Origin of the sequence: Streptomyces sp. NPDC046465 (assembly GCF_040646035.1) — a bacterium.
Lineage (GTDB): Bacteria > Actinomycetota > Actinomycetes > Streptomycetales > Streptomycetaceae > Streptomyces.
Genome location: NZ_JBEYZK010000027.1, coordinates 82086 through 96044, shown reverse-complemented (window position 1 = coordinate 96044; position 13959 = coordinate 82086). Strand labels below are relative to the sequence as shown.

Genomic DNA, 13959 nt, shown 5'->3' with positions numbered 1-13959 from the left:
GGCAGCACGCGGCCGGAAGCAGACGAAAACCGATGGGGGCGCCCGGGGAGTTCCCCGGGCGCCCCCATCGGCACACCGCTCGCCGGGACGGCCTCAGTCCCGCCGGACGGACAGCAAATCCTCCAACTGCTCCTCCCGAGCCTGCGCCGCCACGAAAAGCAGCTCGTCCCCCGCCTCCAGCGAGTCGTCCGCGGTCGGCGCGAGCACGCGCGTACCGCGGATGATCGTGACCAGCGAGGTGTCCTCGGGCCACTGGACGTCGCCGACCTGCGTGCCCGCGAGGGCAGACTCCGGCGGCAGCGTCAGCTCGACGAGGTTCGCGTCGCCGTGGCTGAACCGGAGCAGCCGTACGAGATCGCCGACGCTCACCGCTTCCTCGACGAGCGCGGACATCAGGCGCGGCGTGGAGACCGCGACGTCGACACCCCAGGACTCGTTGAAGAGCCACTCGTTCTTGGGGTTGTTGACGCGGGCGACGACGCGGGGGACGCCGTACTCCGTCTTGGCGAGCAGCGAGACGACGAGGTTGACCTTGTCGTCGCCGGTCGCGGCGATCACGACGTTGCAGCGCTGCAACGCCGCCTCGTCGAGGGAGGTGATCTCGCAGGCGTCGGCGAGCAGCCACTCTGCCTGCGGGACGCGTTCGACGGAGATGGCCGTCGGCGCCTTGTCGATGAGAAGGACCTCGTGGCCGTTCTCCAGGAGCTCACCGGCGATGGAACGTCCCACCGCGCCGGCTCCGGCAATGGCGACCCTCATCACTGACCGCCCTCCTCGGGGCCTTCGGCGAACGCCGCTTCGACCTTGTCGACCTGGTCGGTGCGCATCATCACGTGCACCAGGTCACCCTCCTGCAGGACCGTCTGCGAGGTCGGCAGCACCGCCTCGCCCAGCCGGGTGAGGAAGGCCACGCGTACGCCGGTCTCCTCCTGGAGCTGGCTGATCTTGTGCCCGATCCACGCCGACGACGCGTGCACCTCGGCGAGCTGCACGCCGCCGGTGGGGTCGCGCCAGAGCGGCTCGGCACCGGACGGGAGCAGGCGGCGCAGCATCTGGTCGGCGGTCCAGCGGACCGTGGCGACCGTCGGGATGCCCAGGCGCTGGTAGACCTCGGCGCGGCGCGGGTCGTAGATGCGGGCCGCGACGTTCTCGATGCCGAACATCTCGCGGGCCACGCGGGCGGCGATGATGTTGGAGTTGTCGCCGCTGGAGACGGCCGCGAAGGCGCCCGCCTCCTCGATGCCGGCCTCGCGGAGGGTGTCCTGGTCGAAGCCGACGCCGGTCACCCGGCGGCCGCCGAACCCGGCGCCGAGGCGGCGGAAGGCCGTCGGGTCCTGGTCGACCACGGCGACCGTGTGCCCCTGCTGTTCGAGGTTCTGGGCGAGAGCGGACCCGACTCTCCCGCAGCCCATGATGACGATGTGCACCTGTCCTTTACCCCGCACTCCTGGTCATCCCGCTGACCTGCGAAAACATCGTGCTCACTCTTCTCTCTCACTCTGCTGGAAACAACGGGGCAACAGCGTGCGGCGTTGCCAAGAGATGAGCTTAAGCCGCACCCGGGGTCACGCACTCACCCGCGTGGACGCCAAAGCGACGCGGCGGGGCGGGGGAGGCCGGGTACCCCAGGTCAGTCGACGCTGCGGAGCAGTCCCTCGACGTTCTGCAGCCGGTGGCCGAGTTCGGCGAGCTGCAGGCGGTTCGCCTCCTGCTCGGACCTGGCGCGCTCGACGGCCTCGCGGTAACCGTGCATGGCCTCGGCGTACTGGCGGTCGCGTTCCTTGTTCCGCTGCGTCTGGAAGTACGCGACGGCGACGACCGCGCCGGCGAGTATCAGGAAAAAGGCGACCGGGATGATCACGTCTTCCACTAGGACGTCCCCCTTGATGAGTGCTGTTCGTCATCGCCCGTCCGGTCCTGCCGGAGGGCGGCGACGATCGTATCCACGTTCAACCGGACGTCGAACGGCGCCAGTTCGAAGTACTTGAGCGCCTTGCCGTCCTCGGAGAGCTCCAGGCGGCCGACGACGAGACCGGCCTTCTCCATGCGTTCGAGATGCATGTAGAGCAGCGGGCGGGACACCCCGAGCCGCCGGGCCAGTTCGCTGACGTACAGCTGGCCCGCGGAGAGCTCGTTGATGATCCGGATGCGCTGCGTGTGGCCGACCGCCGCGAGAAAAGCCAGTAGCTCCTCGCTGTCCATGGTCCGCCTTCGCGCTGGTCCCGAAACCTGTCAGCCAAGGCTTACGCATGGCGGGTTCGACTGTCAATCCGGGTACTCCCATCGCTCTCCCATCGCTCTCCCATCGCTCGCCGGGTGCTCGCCCGGCGCTCACCCAGAGCCCTCTCGGTCTCGAATGACAGTTGACGGTTGGTTCCGACACCTGTCAGTCTCCACTGACACATGAAGCAAGAGGCGCCAAGAGACGTCGATGGGGGAACGGGAAATGAGAAAACGATCAGTCACGGTGCGCGTGGCCCGATGGAGCGCGCTGCACCCGGGCCGGGCGATCACCGGCTGGCTGCTCTTCGTGGCGCTGTGCCTCGGCGGCGGGATCGCCGCCGGGATGAACGGTGCGACCTCGGAGGACTTCCGCGTGGGTGAGGCGGGCCGGGCCGAGGCCCTGGCCACCGAGGGCGGCGTCCCACTGCGGTCCACGGAACACGTACTGATCCGGCCCCGGTCGGGCCCGCCGGACAAGGCGGCGGCCGACGCCGCGGTCAAGGACGTCACCGCCCGGATGAAGGCCCTGCCCGAGGTCGCCTCGGTGGCGCCCCCGGTCCGCTCCGCCGACGGCCGCGTCCTGCGGGTTCAGGTGGAGCTGCACGGCTCCGAGCGGGACGACCAGAAGCACGTCCCCCCGCTCCAGGCCGCGACCGAGAAGGCGGCGAAGGCCCACCCGGACCTGGTCATCGAGGAGACCGGCGACGCCTCCGTGAGCAAGGGCGTCGACGACCAGCGCGGCAAGGACCTGCAGTTCTCCGAGGCGATCACGCTGCCCATCACGCTGATCACGCTCGCCGTGGTCTTCGGCTCGGTCATCATGGTCGGCGTGCCGATCCTGCTCGCCGTCACCTCGATCATGGCGACGATGGGCCTGGCGATGCTGGCCTCGCACCTGCTGCCCGACACCGGCGTCGGCATGAGCATGATCCTGCTGATCGGCATGGCCGTCGGTGTCGACTACACGCTCTTCTATCTCAAGCGTGAACGCGAGGAGCGGGCACGCGCGGGTGGCCGTCTCACCTCCGAGGCGCTGGTCGAGGCCGCCGCCGCGACGGCGGGCCGCGCCATCGTGGTCTCCGGGCTCGCCGTCATCGTCTCCACCACCGCGCTCTACCTGGCCCGTGACGTCATCTTCGACTCGCTGGCCACCGGCACCATCCTGGTCGTCGCCGTCGCCATGGTCAGCTCGGTGACGGTGCTGCCCGCCCTGCTGGTCAAGCTCGGCCGCCGGACCGAGCGGCGCACGGCCCGACGCCTGGCGAAGGGCAAGACCCCCCGTACGCACGGAGAGAAGACGTACGGAGAGAAGACGTACGGAGAGAAGACGTACGGGCAAAAGGCATCCGGAGAGGGCGAGAACACGTCCGCCGAGAAGGAGTCCGGCCGCCTCTGGAACGCGCTGCTCGCCCCCGCCCGCAAGCGCCCCGCGCTCACCTTGTGCCTCTCCGTCCTCGTCCTGCTCGGCCTCGCCCTTCCGGCCCTGAACATGAACCTCAAGAACCCGGCGCGGGACAGCTTCTCGCGCGAGATACCCGCCATGAAGGGGTACGACCGGCTGCTCGACGCCTTCCCGGAGCTGCGCGTCCGGCACCTCGTCGTGGTGCGGGCCGACGCCTCGCGCGCCGACGACGTGCGCGAGGCCCTGACGGAGCTGGACCGCACCGCCCAGCGCGACCCGCTCTTCGCGCACTCCTCCGCTGCTCCGGTCCTCCGCTCCTCAGCGGACCGGAGGACCACCACCCTGAAATTGAACTCCCCGCACCCGACGTACTCGAAGGACGCTGAAGTCTCGCTGGAGCACCTCCGCGCCGACTATCTGCCCGCGACCGTCGGCAAGCTGCCCGGCGTCGAGACGGCCGTCACCGGCGAGGTCCCGCGCGGCGTCGACTACGTCGAGCACCAGAACGAGAAGCTGCCGCTCGTTCTCGGCTTCCTGCTCCTGATGACCTTCGCCATGACGGTGTTCGCCTTCCGCTCCGTCGTACTCGGACTGCTCGGCGCCCTCCTCAACCTGCTCTCCGTGGGCTCCGCGCTCGGACTGCTCGTCCTCGTCTTCCAGGGCGACTGGGCGGAGGGGCTGCTCGCCTTCGAATCGCTCGACGGCATCTCCTCGCGCGTCCCGCTCTTCCTCTTCGTCATCCTCTTCGGACTCTCGATGGACTACCAGGTCTTCGTGGTCAGCCGGATCCGCGAGGCCGCACTGAACGGCGTGCCCACGCGCCAGGCGGTCCTCGACGGCATCGCGTCCTCCGCCAAGGTCGTCACCAGCGCGGCGATCGTCATGGTCACCGTCTTCGCGAGCTTCGTGATGCTGCACATCCTGGAGATGAAGCAGATGGGCTTCGTCCTCGCGGCGGCCGTCCTGCTCGACGCCTTCGTGATCCGTGTCATGATCCTGCCCGCGGCGCTGCTCCTCCTCGGCCGCGCCACCTGGTGGCCGTCCGGCGCGATCCGCCGCGCCGAGGCCCGGCTCGCGGAGCGGTACGAGGCTCCGGCCCACGCCCCGGAACACGCTCCGGCTCACGCCTCGGAACATGCTCCCGCCCACGTCCCGGGCCGCTCTTCGGAGCATTCAGCCTGGCAGTAGCTGGCAATAGGAGGAGCGCAGGATCGCACAAGGCCGATAACCGGTGAAGTTGGGGGTGGTGGGTGGGCGCGCCCCCGTTCGAACGCTTACGATCCTCTGCGTGTCCAAACTGACCGACGTGCCCAAACGGATCCTCATCGGGCGCGCACTGCGCAGTGATCGGCTCGGAGAAACGCTCCTGCCGAAGCGCATCGCACTCCCCGTCTTCGCGTCCGACCCACTCTCCTCCGTGGCGTACGCGCCGGGAGAGGTCCTCCTGGTCCTCTCCATCGCGGGTGTGTCGGCCTACCACTTCAGCCCGTGGATCGCCGTCGCGGTCGTCGTACTCATGTTCACGGTCGTCGCTTCGTACCGACAGAACGTGCGCGAGTACCCGAGCGGCGGCGGCGACTACGAGGTCGCCAACACCAACCTCGGCCCCAAGGCCGGACTCACCGTCGCGAGCGCCCTGCTCGTCGACTACGTCCTGACCGTGGCCGTGTCGATCTCCTCGGGCATCGAGAACCTCGGCTCCGCCGTCCCCTTCGTGGTCGAGCACAAGGTGCTCTGCGCGGTGGCCGTCATCGTCCTCCTCACGCTGATGAACCTGCGCGGCGTGAAGGAGTCCGGGAAGCTCTTCGCCATCCCGACGTACGTCTTCGTGGCGGGCGTCTTCATCATGATCGCGTGGGGCGCCTTCCGCGGCATCGTCCTGGACGACACCATGCGGGCGCCCACCGCGGACTACGAGATCAAGCCCGAGCACCAGGGCCTGGCGGGCTTCGCGCTCGTCTTCCTCCTCCTGAGGGCCTTCTCCTCGGGCTGTGCGGCGCTCACGGGCGTCGAGGCGATCAGCAACGGCGTACCGGCCTTCCGCAAGCCGAAGTCCAAGAACGCCGCCACGACGCTCGCGCTCATGGGCGGCCTGGCCGTCACGATGTTCTGCGGCATCATCGCGCTCGCCATGATGACCAAGGTGCGGATGGCGGAGTTCCCGGGCAAGGACCTCTTCCACAACGGCGTCCCCGTCGGCTCGGACTATGTACAGAACCCGGTGATCTCGCAGGTCGCCGAGGCGGTCTTCGGCCACGGCAGCTTCCTCTTCCTGATCCTCGCCGCGGCGACCGCGCTGGTGCTCTTCCTCGCGGCCAACACCGCGTACAACGGCTTCCCGCTGCTCGGCTCGATCCTCGCGCAGGACCGCTACCTGCCGCGCCAGCTGCACACCCGCGGTGACCGCCTCGCGTTCTCCAACGGCATCGTGCTGCTCGCGGGCGCGGCGGCCCTGCTCGTCGTGATCTACGGCGCGGACTCCACGAGGCTGATCCAGCTCTACATCGTCGGCGTCTTCGTCTCCTTCACGCTCAGCCAGATCGGCATGGTCCGGCACTGGAACCGCCACCTGGCCAAGGAGAAGGACCCGAACAAGCGCCGCCGCATGGTCCGCTCCCGCGCGATCAACACCTTCGGCGCCTTCTTCACGGGCCTCGTGCTTGTCGTCGTCCTCGTCACCAAGTTCACCCACGGTGCCTGGGTCGCGCTGCTCGGCATGTGCATCTTCTACGCGACGATGACGGCGATCCGCCGCCACTACGACCGCGTGGCCGAGGAGATCGCCGCCCCCGACACCCCGGGCGACGAGAGTGTGCGCCCCTCCCGCGTCCACTCCATCGTCCTGGTCTCCAAGATCCACCGCCCGACGCTGCGCGCCCTCTCGTACGCGAAGCTGATGCGCTCGCACGACCTGGAGGCGCTCAGCATCAACGTCGACCCGACGGAGACCAAGGCCCTCAAGGAGGAGTGGGAGCGACGCGGCATCACCGTGCCGCTGAAGGTCCTCGACTCGCCCTACCGCGAGATCACCCGGCCGATCATCGAGTACGTGAAGAACCTGCGCAGGGAGAGCCCGCGCGACGTCGTCAGCGTGATCATCCCCGAGTACGTGGTGGGCCACTGGTACGAGCACCTGCTCCACAACCAGAGCGCCCTGCGCCTGAAGGGCAGGTTGCTGTTCACGCCCGGCGTGATGGTGACGTCGGTCCCCTACCAGCTCGACTCCTCCGAGGCCGCGAAGAAGCGGGCCCGCAGGCGTTCGGAATGGCACGCGCCGGGTGCGGTGCGACGGGGCCCGGTGGGTTCGGTGGAGAAGCCGCGGCGTCCCAAGGAACAGAACAACAAGAAGGACCAGAGCAAGAGGGAGCCGAGCAAGAAGGCCTGACGCGCCGCTGCGGCTTTTACCGCCTTGCCGCCTCTGCGGCTCGTGGTGAGCGGCCGGACGACACCCACGTAGACTGGTGGGCTGTTGTCCGGCCGTTCCCCTTTTACGTTGTGGAGTCACCCCGCCATGCAGGCAGAACCGAAGAATCCGCAGGCGGGGAACTCGCTGGTCGGCCAGGAGTACGAGGTCGAGATCGGCCCCGTAGCGCACGGCGGCCACTGCATCGCCCGAACGGCCGAGGGCCAGGTGCTCTTCGTACGGCACGCGCTGCCCGGCGAGAAGGTCGTCGCACGCGTGACCGAGGGCGAGGAGGGCGCGCGCTTCCTCCGGGCCGACGCGGTCACGGTCCTCGACCCCTCCAAGGACCGCGTCGAGGCCCCCTGCCCCTACGCGGGCCCCGGCCGCTGCGGCGGCTGCGACTGGCAGCACGCGAAGCCGGGCGCCCAGCGCCGCCTCAAGGGCGAGGTCATCGCCGAGCAGCTGCAGCGCCTCGCGGGCCTGACCCCCGAGGAGGCGGGCTGGGACGGCACGGTCATGCCCGCGGAGGGCGACAAGCTCCCGGCGGGCGAGGTCCCGTCGTGGCGCACGCGCGTGCAGTACGCGGTGGACGCGGACGGCAACGCGGGCCTGCGCCGCCACCGCTCGCACGAGGTCGAGCCGATCGAACACTGCATGATCGCCGCGGAGGGCGTCTCCGAACTCGGCATCGAGGAGCGCGACTGGTCCGGCATGGCGTCGATCGAGGCGATCGCGGCGTCCGGCTCCCAGGACCGCCAGGTGATCCTGTCCCCGAAGCCGGGCGCACGCCTCCCCATCGTCGAACTGGACAAGCCGGTATCCGTGATGCGGGTCGGCGAGAAGGACGGCGGGACGCACCGCGTCCACGGCCGCCCCTTCGTCCGCGAACGGGCCGACGGCCGCACGTACCGCGTCGGCAGCGGCGGCTTCTGGCAGGTCCACCCGAAGGCCGCCGAAACCCTGATGCTCGCCGTCATGCAGGGCCTCACGCCCCGCAAGGGCGACTCGGCGCTCGACCTCTACTGCGGCGTCGGCCTCTTCGCCGGCGCGCTGGCCGACCGCGTCGGCGAGAAGGGCGCGGTGCTCGGCATCGAGTCCAGCAAGCGCGCGGTGGAGGACGCCCGCCACAACCTCGACGCGTTCGACCGCGTCCGCATCGAACAGGGCAAGGTCGAATCGGTCCTCCCGCGCACGGGCATCACCGAGGTCGACCTCATCGTCCTGGACCCCCCGCGCGCGGGCGCGGGCAAGCAGACGGTGAAGCACCTGGCGGGCCTGGGGGCACGGCGCATCGCGTACGTGGCATGCGACCCGGCCGCGCTGGCACGGGACCTGGGGTACTTCCGGGAGGGCGGGTATCGGGTGCGGTCGCTTCGGGCGTTCGATCTGTTCCCGATGACGCATCATGTGGAGTGCGTCGCGATCCTCGAACCCGTCGCGAAGGGGGCCTGACCTGCAGGTTTGGCTGTGCGCGTTATGCGCGGTGTGGGCGTTACGGGCGATATCTTGACGCCGAAATGACGCTCGTGACGCTCATTTGACGCTCGTTCTGATGTGCCGTCAGGCGGCTTATGTTGCTGGTCGGACGGCTTCCTGGCAGCAAGGTCGGCGAATCGGCGGGAGTTTTGTGCCGCCCAGTTCGTGGGGCCGTGGCTCCCAGACCCCAAGCCTGCGCAGCGGCCGAGGGTGTCGTACCGATCCGGTTTGGCCCTCTTGTCGCGATGGAGTGGGGCTTTCACACTGCGGATCACAGGCGGCGGTCAGCGGGAGTGGGGTAGGGGAATGGCGACACGGCGACGGCGTCGGCGGTTGAGGAAGCGTACGCGCCGGCACTTATTGGGCTGGGGCGGCGTCGCAGCGGTGGCCGCCGTGGTGTGGCTGGCGGCGAACTGGGCTGCGGTATGGCCGGTCCTTGCAGTCGTCCTCGGCGTGATCGCGATGGCCGGGATCGGCTGGAGGCTGTGGCGTGCGCACTCGGATGCGGTGGGCCAGGACCGGAAGTGGCGAGCGCAGGAGGAAGCCAAGGCGCGCGAGCTGTCGATGACAGAGGTCGACGCGCTGTCCTGGCAGGACTTCGAGGCTTACGTCGCCGACCTGTGCCGCAGGGACGGCTGTACGAAGGTTGTCGTCAGCGGCAAGAGCGGTGACCTGGGCGCCGACGTCATCGGCTACTTCCCCGACGGCCGCAAACTGGTTATTCAGTGTAAGAAGTATGCGCCCGAGCGCAGCGTGTCCTCCCAGGACATGCAGAAGTTCGTGGGCACCGCCCGGCTTGAGCACGGAGCGGACGTCGCTGTCTTCGTCACCACTTGCCGCACGTTCACCAAAGCCGCGCAGGGGCTGGCCCTGCGCCAGAACATCGTGGCCCTGCACCGGGACTTGCTGGGTTCCTGGGTCAAGGGAGCCCATCTGGAGACATTGATACCGCTCGGCGGGCGGGGCGACGGCAGAGCGAATCGGGACTCACCGGCCTGAAGTTCATGTGGCGTTGGAGGTGGCCTATTTCGCGCCAATGACCAGCAGGGTTTTGGAAACGTGCAGCATCGGCCCAGGTAGCTCTCGGTAGCTTTGAAGCTTCGTGTGTGCACCGCACACGGAGACTTGAGGGGGAGCAAGTGGGCACCAGCCACACCGGAGCGAGCGGATATCGCGTCTCCATTCTTGATGAGGATCCGCTGCGCGCCCGGCGTGAAGCACGTGAGCTGCTCGCCGCCCTCGCCGAAGCGGATCCGCAGGCGGCCCTCGATGTCTCCGGCCAGGCGCCAGTGAGCGGCACTGACAAGGGCGGGCCCGTCACGGACTTGATCGGGCTGGTCTTCAGCGGCGGCTCCATGGCCGCTGCGGGCATCCAGGTCTGGTTGTCTCGAGTGCCGCAGCGGACGGTTGTCGTCACCCGGCCAGACGGGGCGACGTTGCGCATCACCGGCAAGGAAGCACGTAACGAAGAGGAGCGGATCGAGCGGTTCCTCAATGGCACTCCGGCGGACAGCGACGAGGACGGACCGGGCGCGGAGTGAGTCAGAACGACCGATACGCCATGCTCATCGGCGTATCCACATACGACAGCGACCACTATCACGATCTCCCGCCTGTCCGGGCGGACCTGCACTACATGCAGGCGGTGCTGCAAAGCACTGAGATCGGCATGTACAACGAGTGCGCGATGGTTCCCGAGCCGACTCGGGCCGAGATGCTGCATGCCATCGAGGAATTCCTGGAGGCACGGCAGTCCAGCGAGACGGCCCTGCTGTACTTCAGCGGGCATGGAGAATTCTGCGAAGCCGACGGGCAGTTGTATTTTCTCACCCGGGATGCCGATCCGGATGATCTGCCGGGCACCGCCGTGCCCGCCGAGTTTCTGGAGCGGATGCTTCAGTCATGCCGGGCCTCGTCGAAGGTAGTCCTCCTCGACTGCTGCTCCAGTGGCTCAGTCGTACAGGGGTGGACTGCCAAAGGCGCGGTGGACACCAGCGATCGACCAGCGCCGAGCACGCTGTTGCGACCGACCGGCGTGTACTTCATCACTGCTTCGGACGCGCTCCAGGCGGCATCGGCGATGGCGCCGGCAGGGTCGTCTCTCGGCACCTCCCGCTTCACTGGCGAGATCGTGGAAGGGTTGCGCAGCGGGCGGATCAAGGGCGGTGGCTGGATCACCCCGGACGACCTCTTCGAGTACCTGACTTCGCAGATGGTCCGCAGTGGCGTGCCGCAGGAGCAGCGGCCGACCAAGTCCACGATCCGGGCAACGCATTCGCTTCCGCTCGCGCGCTCCGTGGCCCGCTCGGTGCAGCTGCCGGCTCCGCCTCGCGAAGACGCGCGCACCGTCCTGCCCACGGCCTTGCTGAAGGCTCAGCAATTGGCCGGCGAAGCTGCCCGCGACGGTGTCGACCGGCAGCGGCTCCTGCGCTACTACGCTCGCTGCCTGGGCGCGCAGGCAGTGAGCGGGATGCTGCCCGACAGGGACAGCGGCCGCGGCTCCTCGTACTTCTTGCTGGGGCAGGGATCTGAGACCGTGCAGTGCGGCCTCGGATCCGGCCTTCCTGCTCCACAGCAACTACCCAGGCCGAAGAGTACGGGTGCGCAGACAGATGGCGTCGGCCTGCAGGAGTACTGGTACGGGTATCCGGCCGTCACCCTGCCCGAGCGTGGTGGGGACGGACGTCGGCGGGCAGCGGTGCGGATTGCACCGCTGCTGATCCAGCCGATGGAGCTTGCTCCTGATGAGGACGGTCGCGACCGCCTGCGCTCCAGTGGTGTTCCGTCCCTCCATACGAGTGTGATCACGGAGCTGCTCGAGGATGACGACGCTGCTGAGCTCCTGGCTCGCTGGCAGCCGGCCTGGCAGGAGGGCAACGGTGTCCAAATGATGGCGGCCGTACGGGAATTGCTGACTAAGCTCGGACTGCCGGAGCTGGAACCGCTCGACCTGTCCGCACTCAGCGAGCGGTCCGTCATGGATTCGCTGCGGCCCGGTGCTCACAACGCGGCCGTCCTGCTCGCGCCCTCGGACGTGGAACGCATCGCGACCGAGGCCCTCGTGGACAACCTCCTTCAGATGTCCACGCGCATCGGGGAGATGTCCGGCACCGCGCTCGACGCCCTCCTGACTGGTGATGATGCCGGAGGCGCCCCTGTGCGAAGCGCCCCGGTCGTGGTGGCTCCAGGGCCGTGCAACGAGAGCCAGGAACGGGTGATCACCTCGGCGATGACGCGTACGCTCACCGTCGCGACGGGACCACCTGGCACTGGGAAGAGCGAGGTCGTGACCGCGGTGGTCACCACAGCGGTTGCCGCGGGGGAGTCCGTGCTCGTTGCGTCCACGAACAACGAGGCCGTGGACGTGGTGGCCCAGCGGTGCGACGCGATCTCACCAGGGCTACTCATGCGGACGGGTAACGCCGCCGCCCTGGAGCGTGAGGCCGCGAAGCTGGAACGGCTGCTCGCCCAGCCCGTCGAGGCGCCTGGACGCAACTCGACGACTGTGGCCGGTGAGCTGCGCAACCGGCACGCAAGGGCCGGGTCGCAGCGGGCGGAGGCGGCCCGACTCGTCGGTGAGGAGAAGCGGCTGCTGGAGCTGCTGCGGGACCGGGCACAGCGGGTGGGCGAGCTCGGACTGCCGGTGGAAGTGCTCGCAGCGGCATGGGCCGGCAGTGAGGTCGCGATGCTCGCGCGCTGGGAGGAGCGGGCACGAAAGGCGGCCGGTGCCGGGTGGTTCACGTTCGGTCGGTGGCGCAGAGGGCGGGTGCTGTCCGCCCTCGTCGGATCCGTCGAGGACAGCGTGCCGAACTCATGGCCGGGCTGGGCGACGCAGCGGCCTGTCCCCCCTGAACTCCTTGTCACCCTGGCGGAGGCGGTGGCCGTGGAGCGGGCGCTTCGGGATCTCGTACCGGAGCATCTCGCTCGGGACGAGCAACGTCTGAAGGAAGCGCGGCTGGAGAGCGCCGCCGGCTTGTCGGAAGTGTCCGGCGAACTGGCCAGTGCAGTCGCCACCGAGGCGATGGCTCGTGGCCTTTCGCTGATGGGGCAGCGTCTCCAGGCGTTGCGCCAGCGCTCCGGCTTTCAGCGGAGCCAGCGCAATCTGATGGCGCACCTGAAGGGATGGGCGATCAGTACGCACTCGATACGGCAGCTCGAACTGACTCCGAAACTGTTCGACTTGGTCGTGATCGACGAAGCGAGTCAGTGCTCGATTCCGTCGGTACTGCCTCTGCTGTTCCGGGCGAAGCGGGCGTTGATCATCGGCGACCCCATGCAGCTCGGGCACATCCCCGGGATCACCGCACAGCAGGAGCGCCAGGCAAGGACCCGTTCGGGCCTGAGGGCGGCCCAGCTGGAGGATCGCAGCCTCACCTATCACGTGTATTCGTCCTACCACGCGTCCGCGCAGCACGGTGACGCGGCGCTGCTGCTGGACGAGCACTATCGGTGTCATCCGACAATCGCGGATGTGGTCAACGGCTATTGCTATGCCGGTCAGTTGCTGGTCCTGACCGATGTTCGGAACCAGGTCTCGGCTGTCGACCCGGCGGGGGCGATCGACCCAGCCCCGGTGCTGGGGTGGGTGGATGTGCCGCACGGCGAGTCCGCGCGCGGCAGCCGCGGCCAGTCCTGGCGCAATGCGGCGGAGGCCGAGCAGGTCTGGGAGACGGTGGACGAACTGCTTGCGCGGTTGCCCGACCATGCGACGGTCGGGGTGGTCACGCCGTTCCGTGCCCAGAAGGAAGCTCTGGCACGCGTCTGGGCAGATGACGACCGAGTGCGGGTCGGTACCGTTCACGCTTTCCAAGGCGGGCAGCGTGACGTGATGGTGCTGAGTCTGGTGGCGACCAGCAACACCCCACCTCGTACGACGCACTGGGTGGCGAGCCAGGTCAACCTGTGGAACGTGGCGGTCACGCGGGCCAAGTCGCAGCTGATCACGGTGGGAAGCCGCGCCTTCTGGCAGAGCCAGGCCGGGCTGCCGGCGCTACTCGCGGAGCGAGCAGCGGTCCTGCGACCGGGGGCCGGAACGCAACAGGACACGGCCTTCGGGATGCGGGCGCCGTCAGGATCGCGTGTAGAGCTCGGCGATCGGCTCCAGGAGTACCTCGGTCTGCGCGGTGTCACGGAGCTGGAGCGCGCTGCGGTCGTCGGCGGACACGCTGTCGACCTGTTGTTCACGGTGGACGGGGCGAGCACGGCGGTACTCATTGACCCCGGGCCCGAGAACGGTCAGGATCCGGCCCGTCATCTGCGGCTGATGCACGCGCGCGGCAACTTGCTCACCGGGCTGCCCTCCGGAGGTACCGGCGCGAAGGCCGAGCCCGTGGACCGGACTGTCCGGGTCCCGGCCTGGCGGATTCTTGCTGGGGCGGCCGCGTTGGACCCGCTGTTTGGCAAACCGCAGAACTCGGTGGATCGGGTCGGGACGGCGATGTGATGAGAACCAGGC

General features: G+C 68.8%; 10 protein-coding genes. 6 read left to right on the top strand and 4 right to left on the bottom strand.

All coding sequences use genetic code 11. The features are described from left to right. Positions 1-93: 93 nt before the first annotated feature. The 4 genes from ABZ953_RS33035 to ABZ953_RS33020 all read right to left on the bottom strand — a co-directional run bounded on the left by ABZ953_RS33035 (position 94) and on the right by ABZ953_RS33020 (position 2202). Positions 94-759, bottom strand: a complete 666-nt coding sequence (locus ABZ953_RS33035; RefSeq protein ID WP_361731847.1) for a TrkA family potassium uptake protein — start codon at positions 757-759, stop codon at positions 94-96. After that, a complete protein-coding gene (locus tag ABZ953_RS33030; RefSeq protein ID WP_361731844.1) occupies positions 759-1427 on the bottom strand; it encodes a TrkA family potassium uptake protein in 669 nt (222 codons plus the stop codon). The genes ABZ953_RS33035 and ABZ953_RS33030 overlap by 1 nt, the downstream gene beginning before the upstream one ends. A 203-nt stretch (positions 1428-1630) precedes the next feature. Further along, the gene (locus ABZ953_RS33025; protein WP_361731841.1) at positions 1631-1870 is read right to left on the bottom strand and encodes a hypothetical protein; all 240 of its coding nucleotides are present in this window, start codon (positions 1868-1870) and stop codon (positions 1631-1633) included. Beyond that, the gene (locus ABZ953_RS33020) at positions 1870-2202 is read right to left on the bottom strand and encodes a winged helix-turn-helix domain-containing protein (protein ID WP_361731838.1); all 333 of its coding nucleotides are present in this window, start codon (positions 2200-2202) and stop codon (positions 1870-1872) included. Before ABZ953_RS33020 ends, ABZ953_RS33025 begins: the two co-directional genes overlap by 1 nt. 244 nt (positions 2203-2446) lie before the next feature. On the opposite strand from ABZ953_RS33020, the gene ABZ953_RS33015 reads away from it, so the two are divergent. From ABZ953_RS33015 to ABZ953_RS32990, 6 genes are all read left to right on the top strand, one after another. Beyond that, positions 2447-4813, top strand: a complete 2367-nt coding sequence (locus ABZ953_RS33015) for an MMPL family transporter (RefSeq protein ID WP_361731835.1) — start codon at positions 2447-2449, stop codon at positions 4811-4813. Between the two features lie 100 nt (positions 4814-4913). After that, complete coding sequence (locus tag ABZ953_RS33010; protein ID WP_361731832.1) at positions 4914-7010, top strand: APC family permease; 2097 nt, start codon at positions 4914-4916, stop codon at positions 7008-7010. Between the two features lie 126 nt (positions 7011-7136). Then, positions 7137-8480, top strand: coding sequence for a class I SAM-dependent RNA methyltransferase (locus tag ABZ953_RS33005; RefSeq protein ID WP_361731830.1), 1344 nt, complete (start codon positions 7137-7139; stop codon positions 8478-8480). Between the two features lie 330 nt (positions 8481-8810). Continuing rightward, positions 8811-9503, top strand: a complete 693-nt coding sequence (locus ABZ953_RS33000; RefSeq protein ID WP_361731827.1) for a restriction endonuclease — start codon at positions 8811-8813, stop codon at positions 9501-9503. Positions 9504-9643: 140 nt separating this feature from the next. Next, positions 9644-10045 (top strand): hypothetical protein, encoded by a 402-nt coding sequence (locus tag ABZ953_RS32995; protein WP_361731824.1) that lies wholly within the window; start codon positions 9644-9646, stop codon positions 10043-10045. Further along, positions 10042-13947, top strand: coding sequence for an AAA domain-containing protein (locus ABZ953_RS32990; protein WP_361731821.1), 3906 nt, complete (start codon positions 10042-10044; stop codon positions 13945-13947). The genes ABZ953_RS32995 and ABZ953_RS32990 overlap by 4 nt, the downstream gene beginning before the upstream one ends. Positions 13948-13959: the final 12 nt, after the last annotated feature.

Coding starts and splice junctions, on each gene's coding strand:
- ABZ953_RS33000 (WP_361731827.1), top strand. CDS start 8,811: ATGGCGACACGGCGACGGCGTCGGCGGTTGAGGAAGCGTACGCGCCGG.
- ABZ953_RS33020 (WP_361731838.1), bottom strand. CDS start 2,202: ATGGACAGCGAGGAGCTACTGGCTTTTCTCGCGGCGGTCGGCCACACG.
- ABZ953_RS33005 (WP_361731830.1), top strand. CDS start 7,137: ATGCAGGCAGAACCGAAGAATCCGCAGGCGGGGAACTCGCTGGTCGGC.
- ABZ953_RS33015 (WP_361731835.1), top strand. CDS start 2,447: ATGAGAAAACGATCAGTCACGGTGCGCGTGGCCCGATGGAGCGCGCTG.
- ABZ953_RS33035 (WP_361731847.1), bottom strand. CDS start 759: ATGAGGGTCGCCATTGCCGGAGCCGGCGCGGTGGGACGTTCCATCGCC.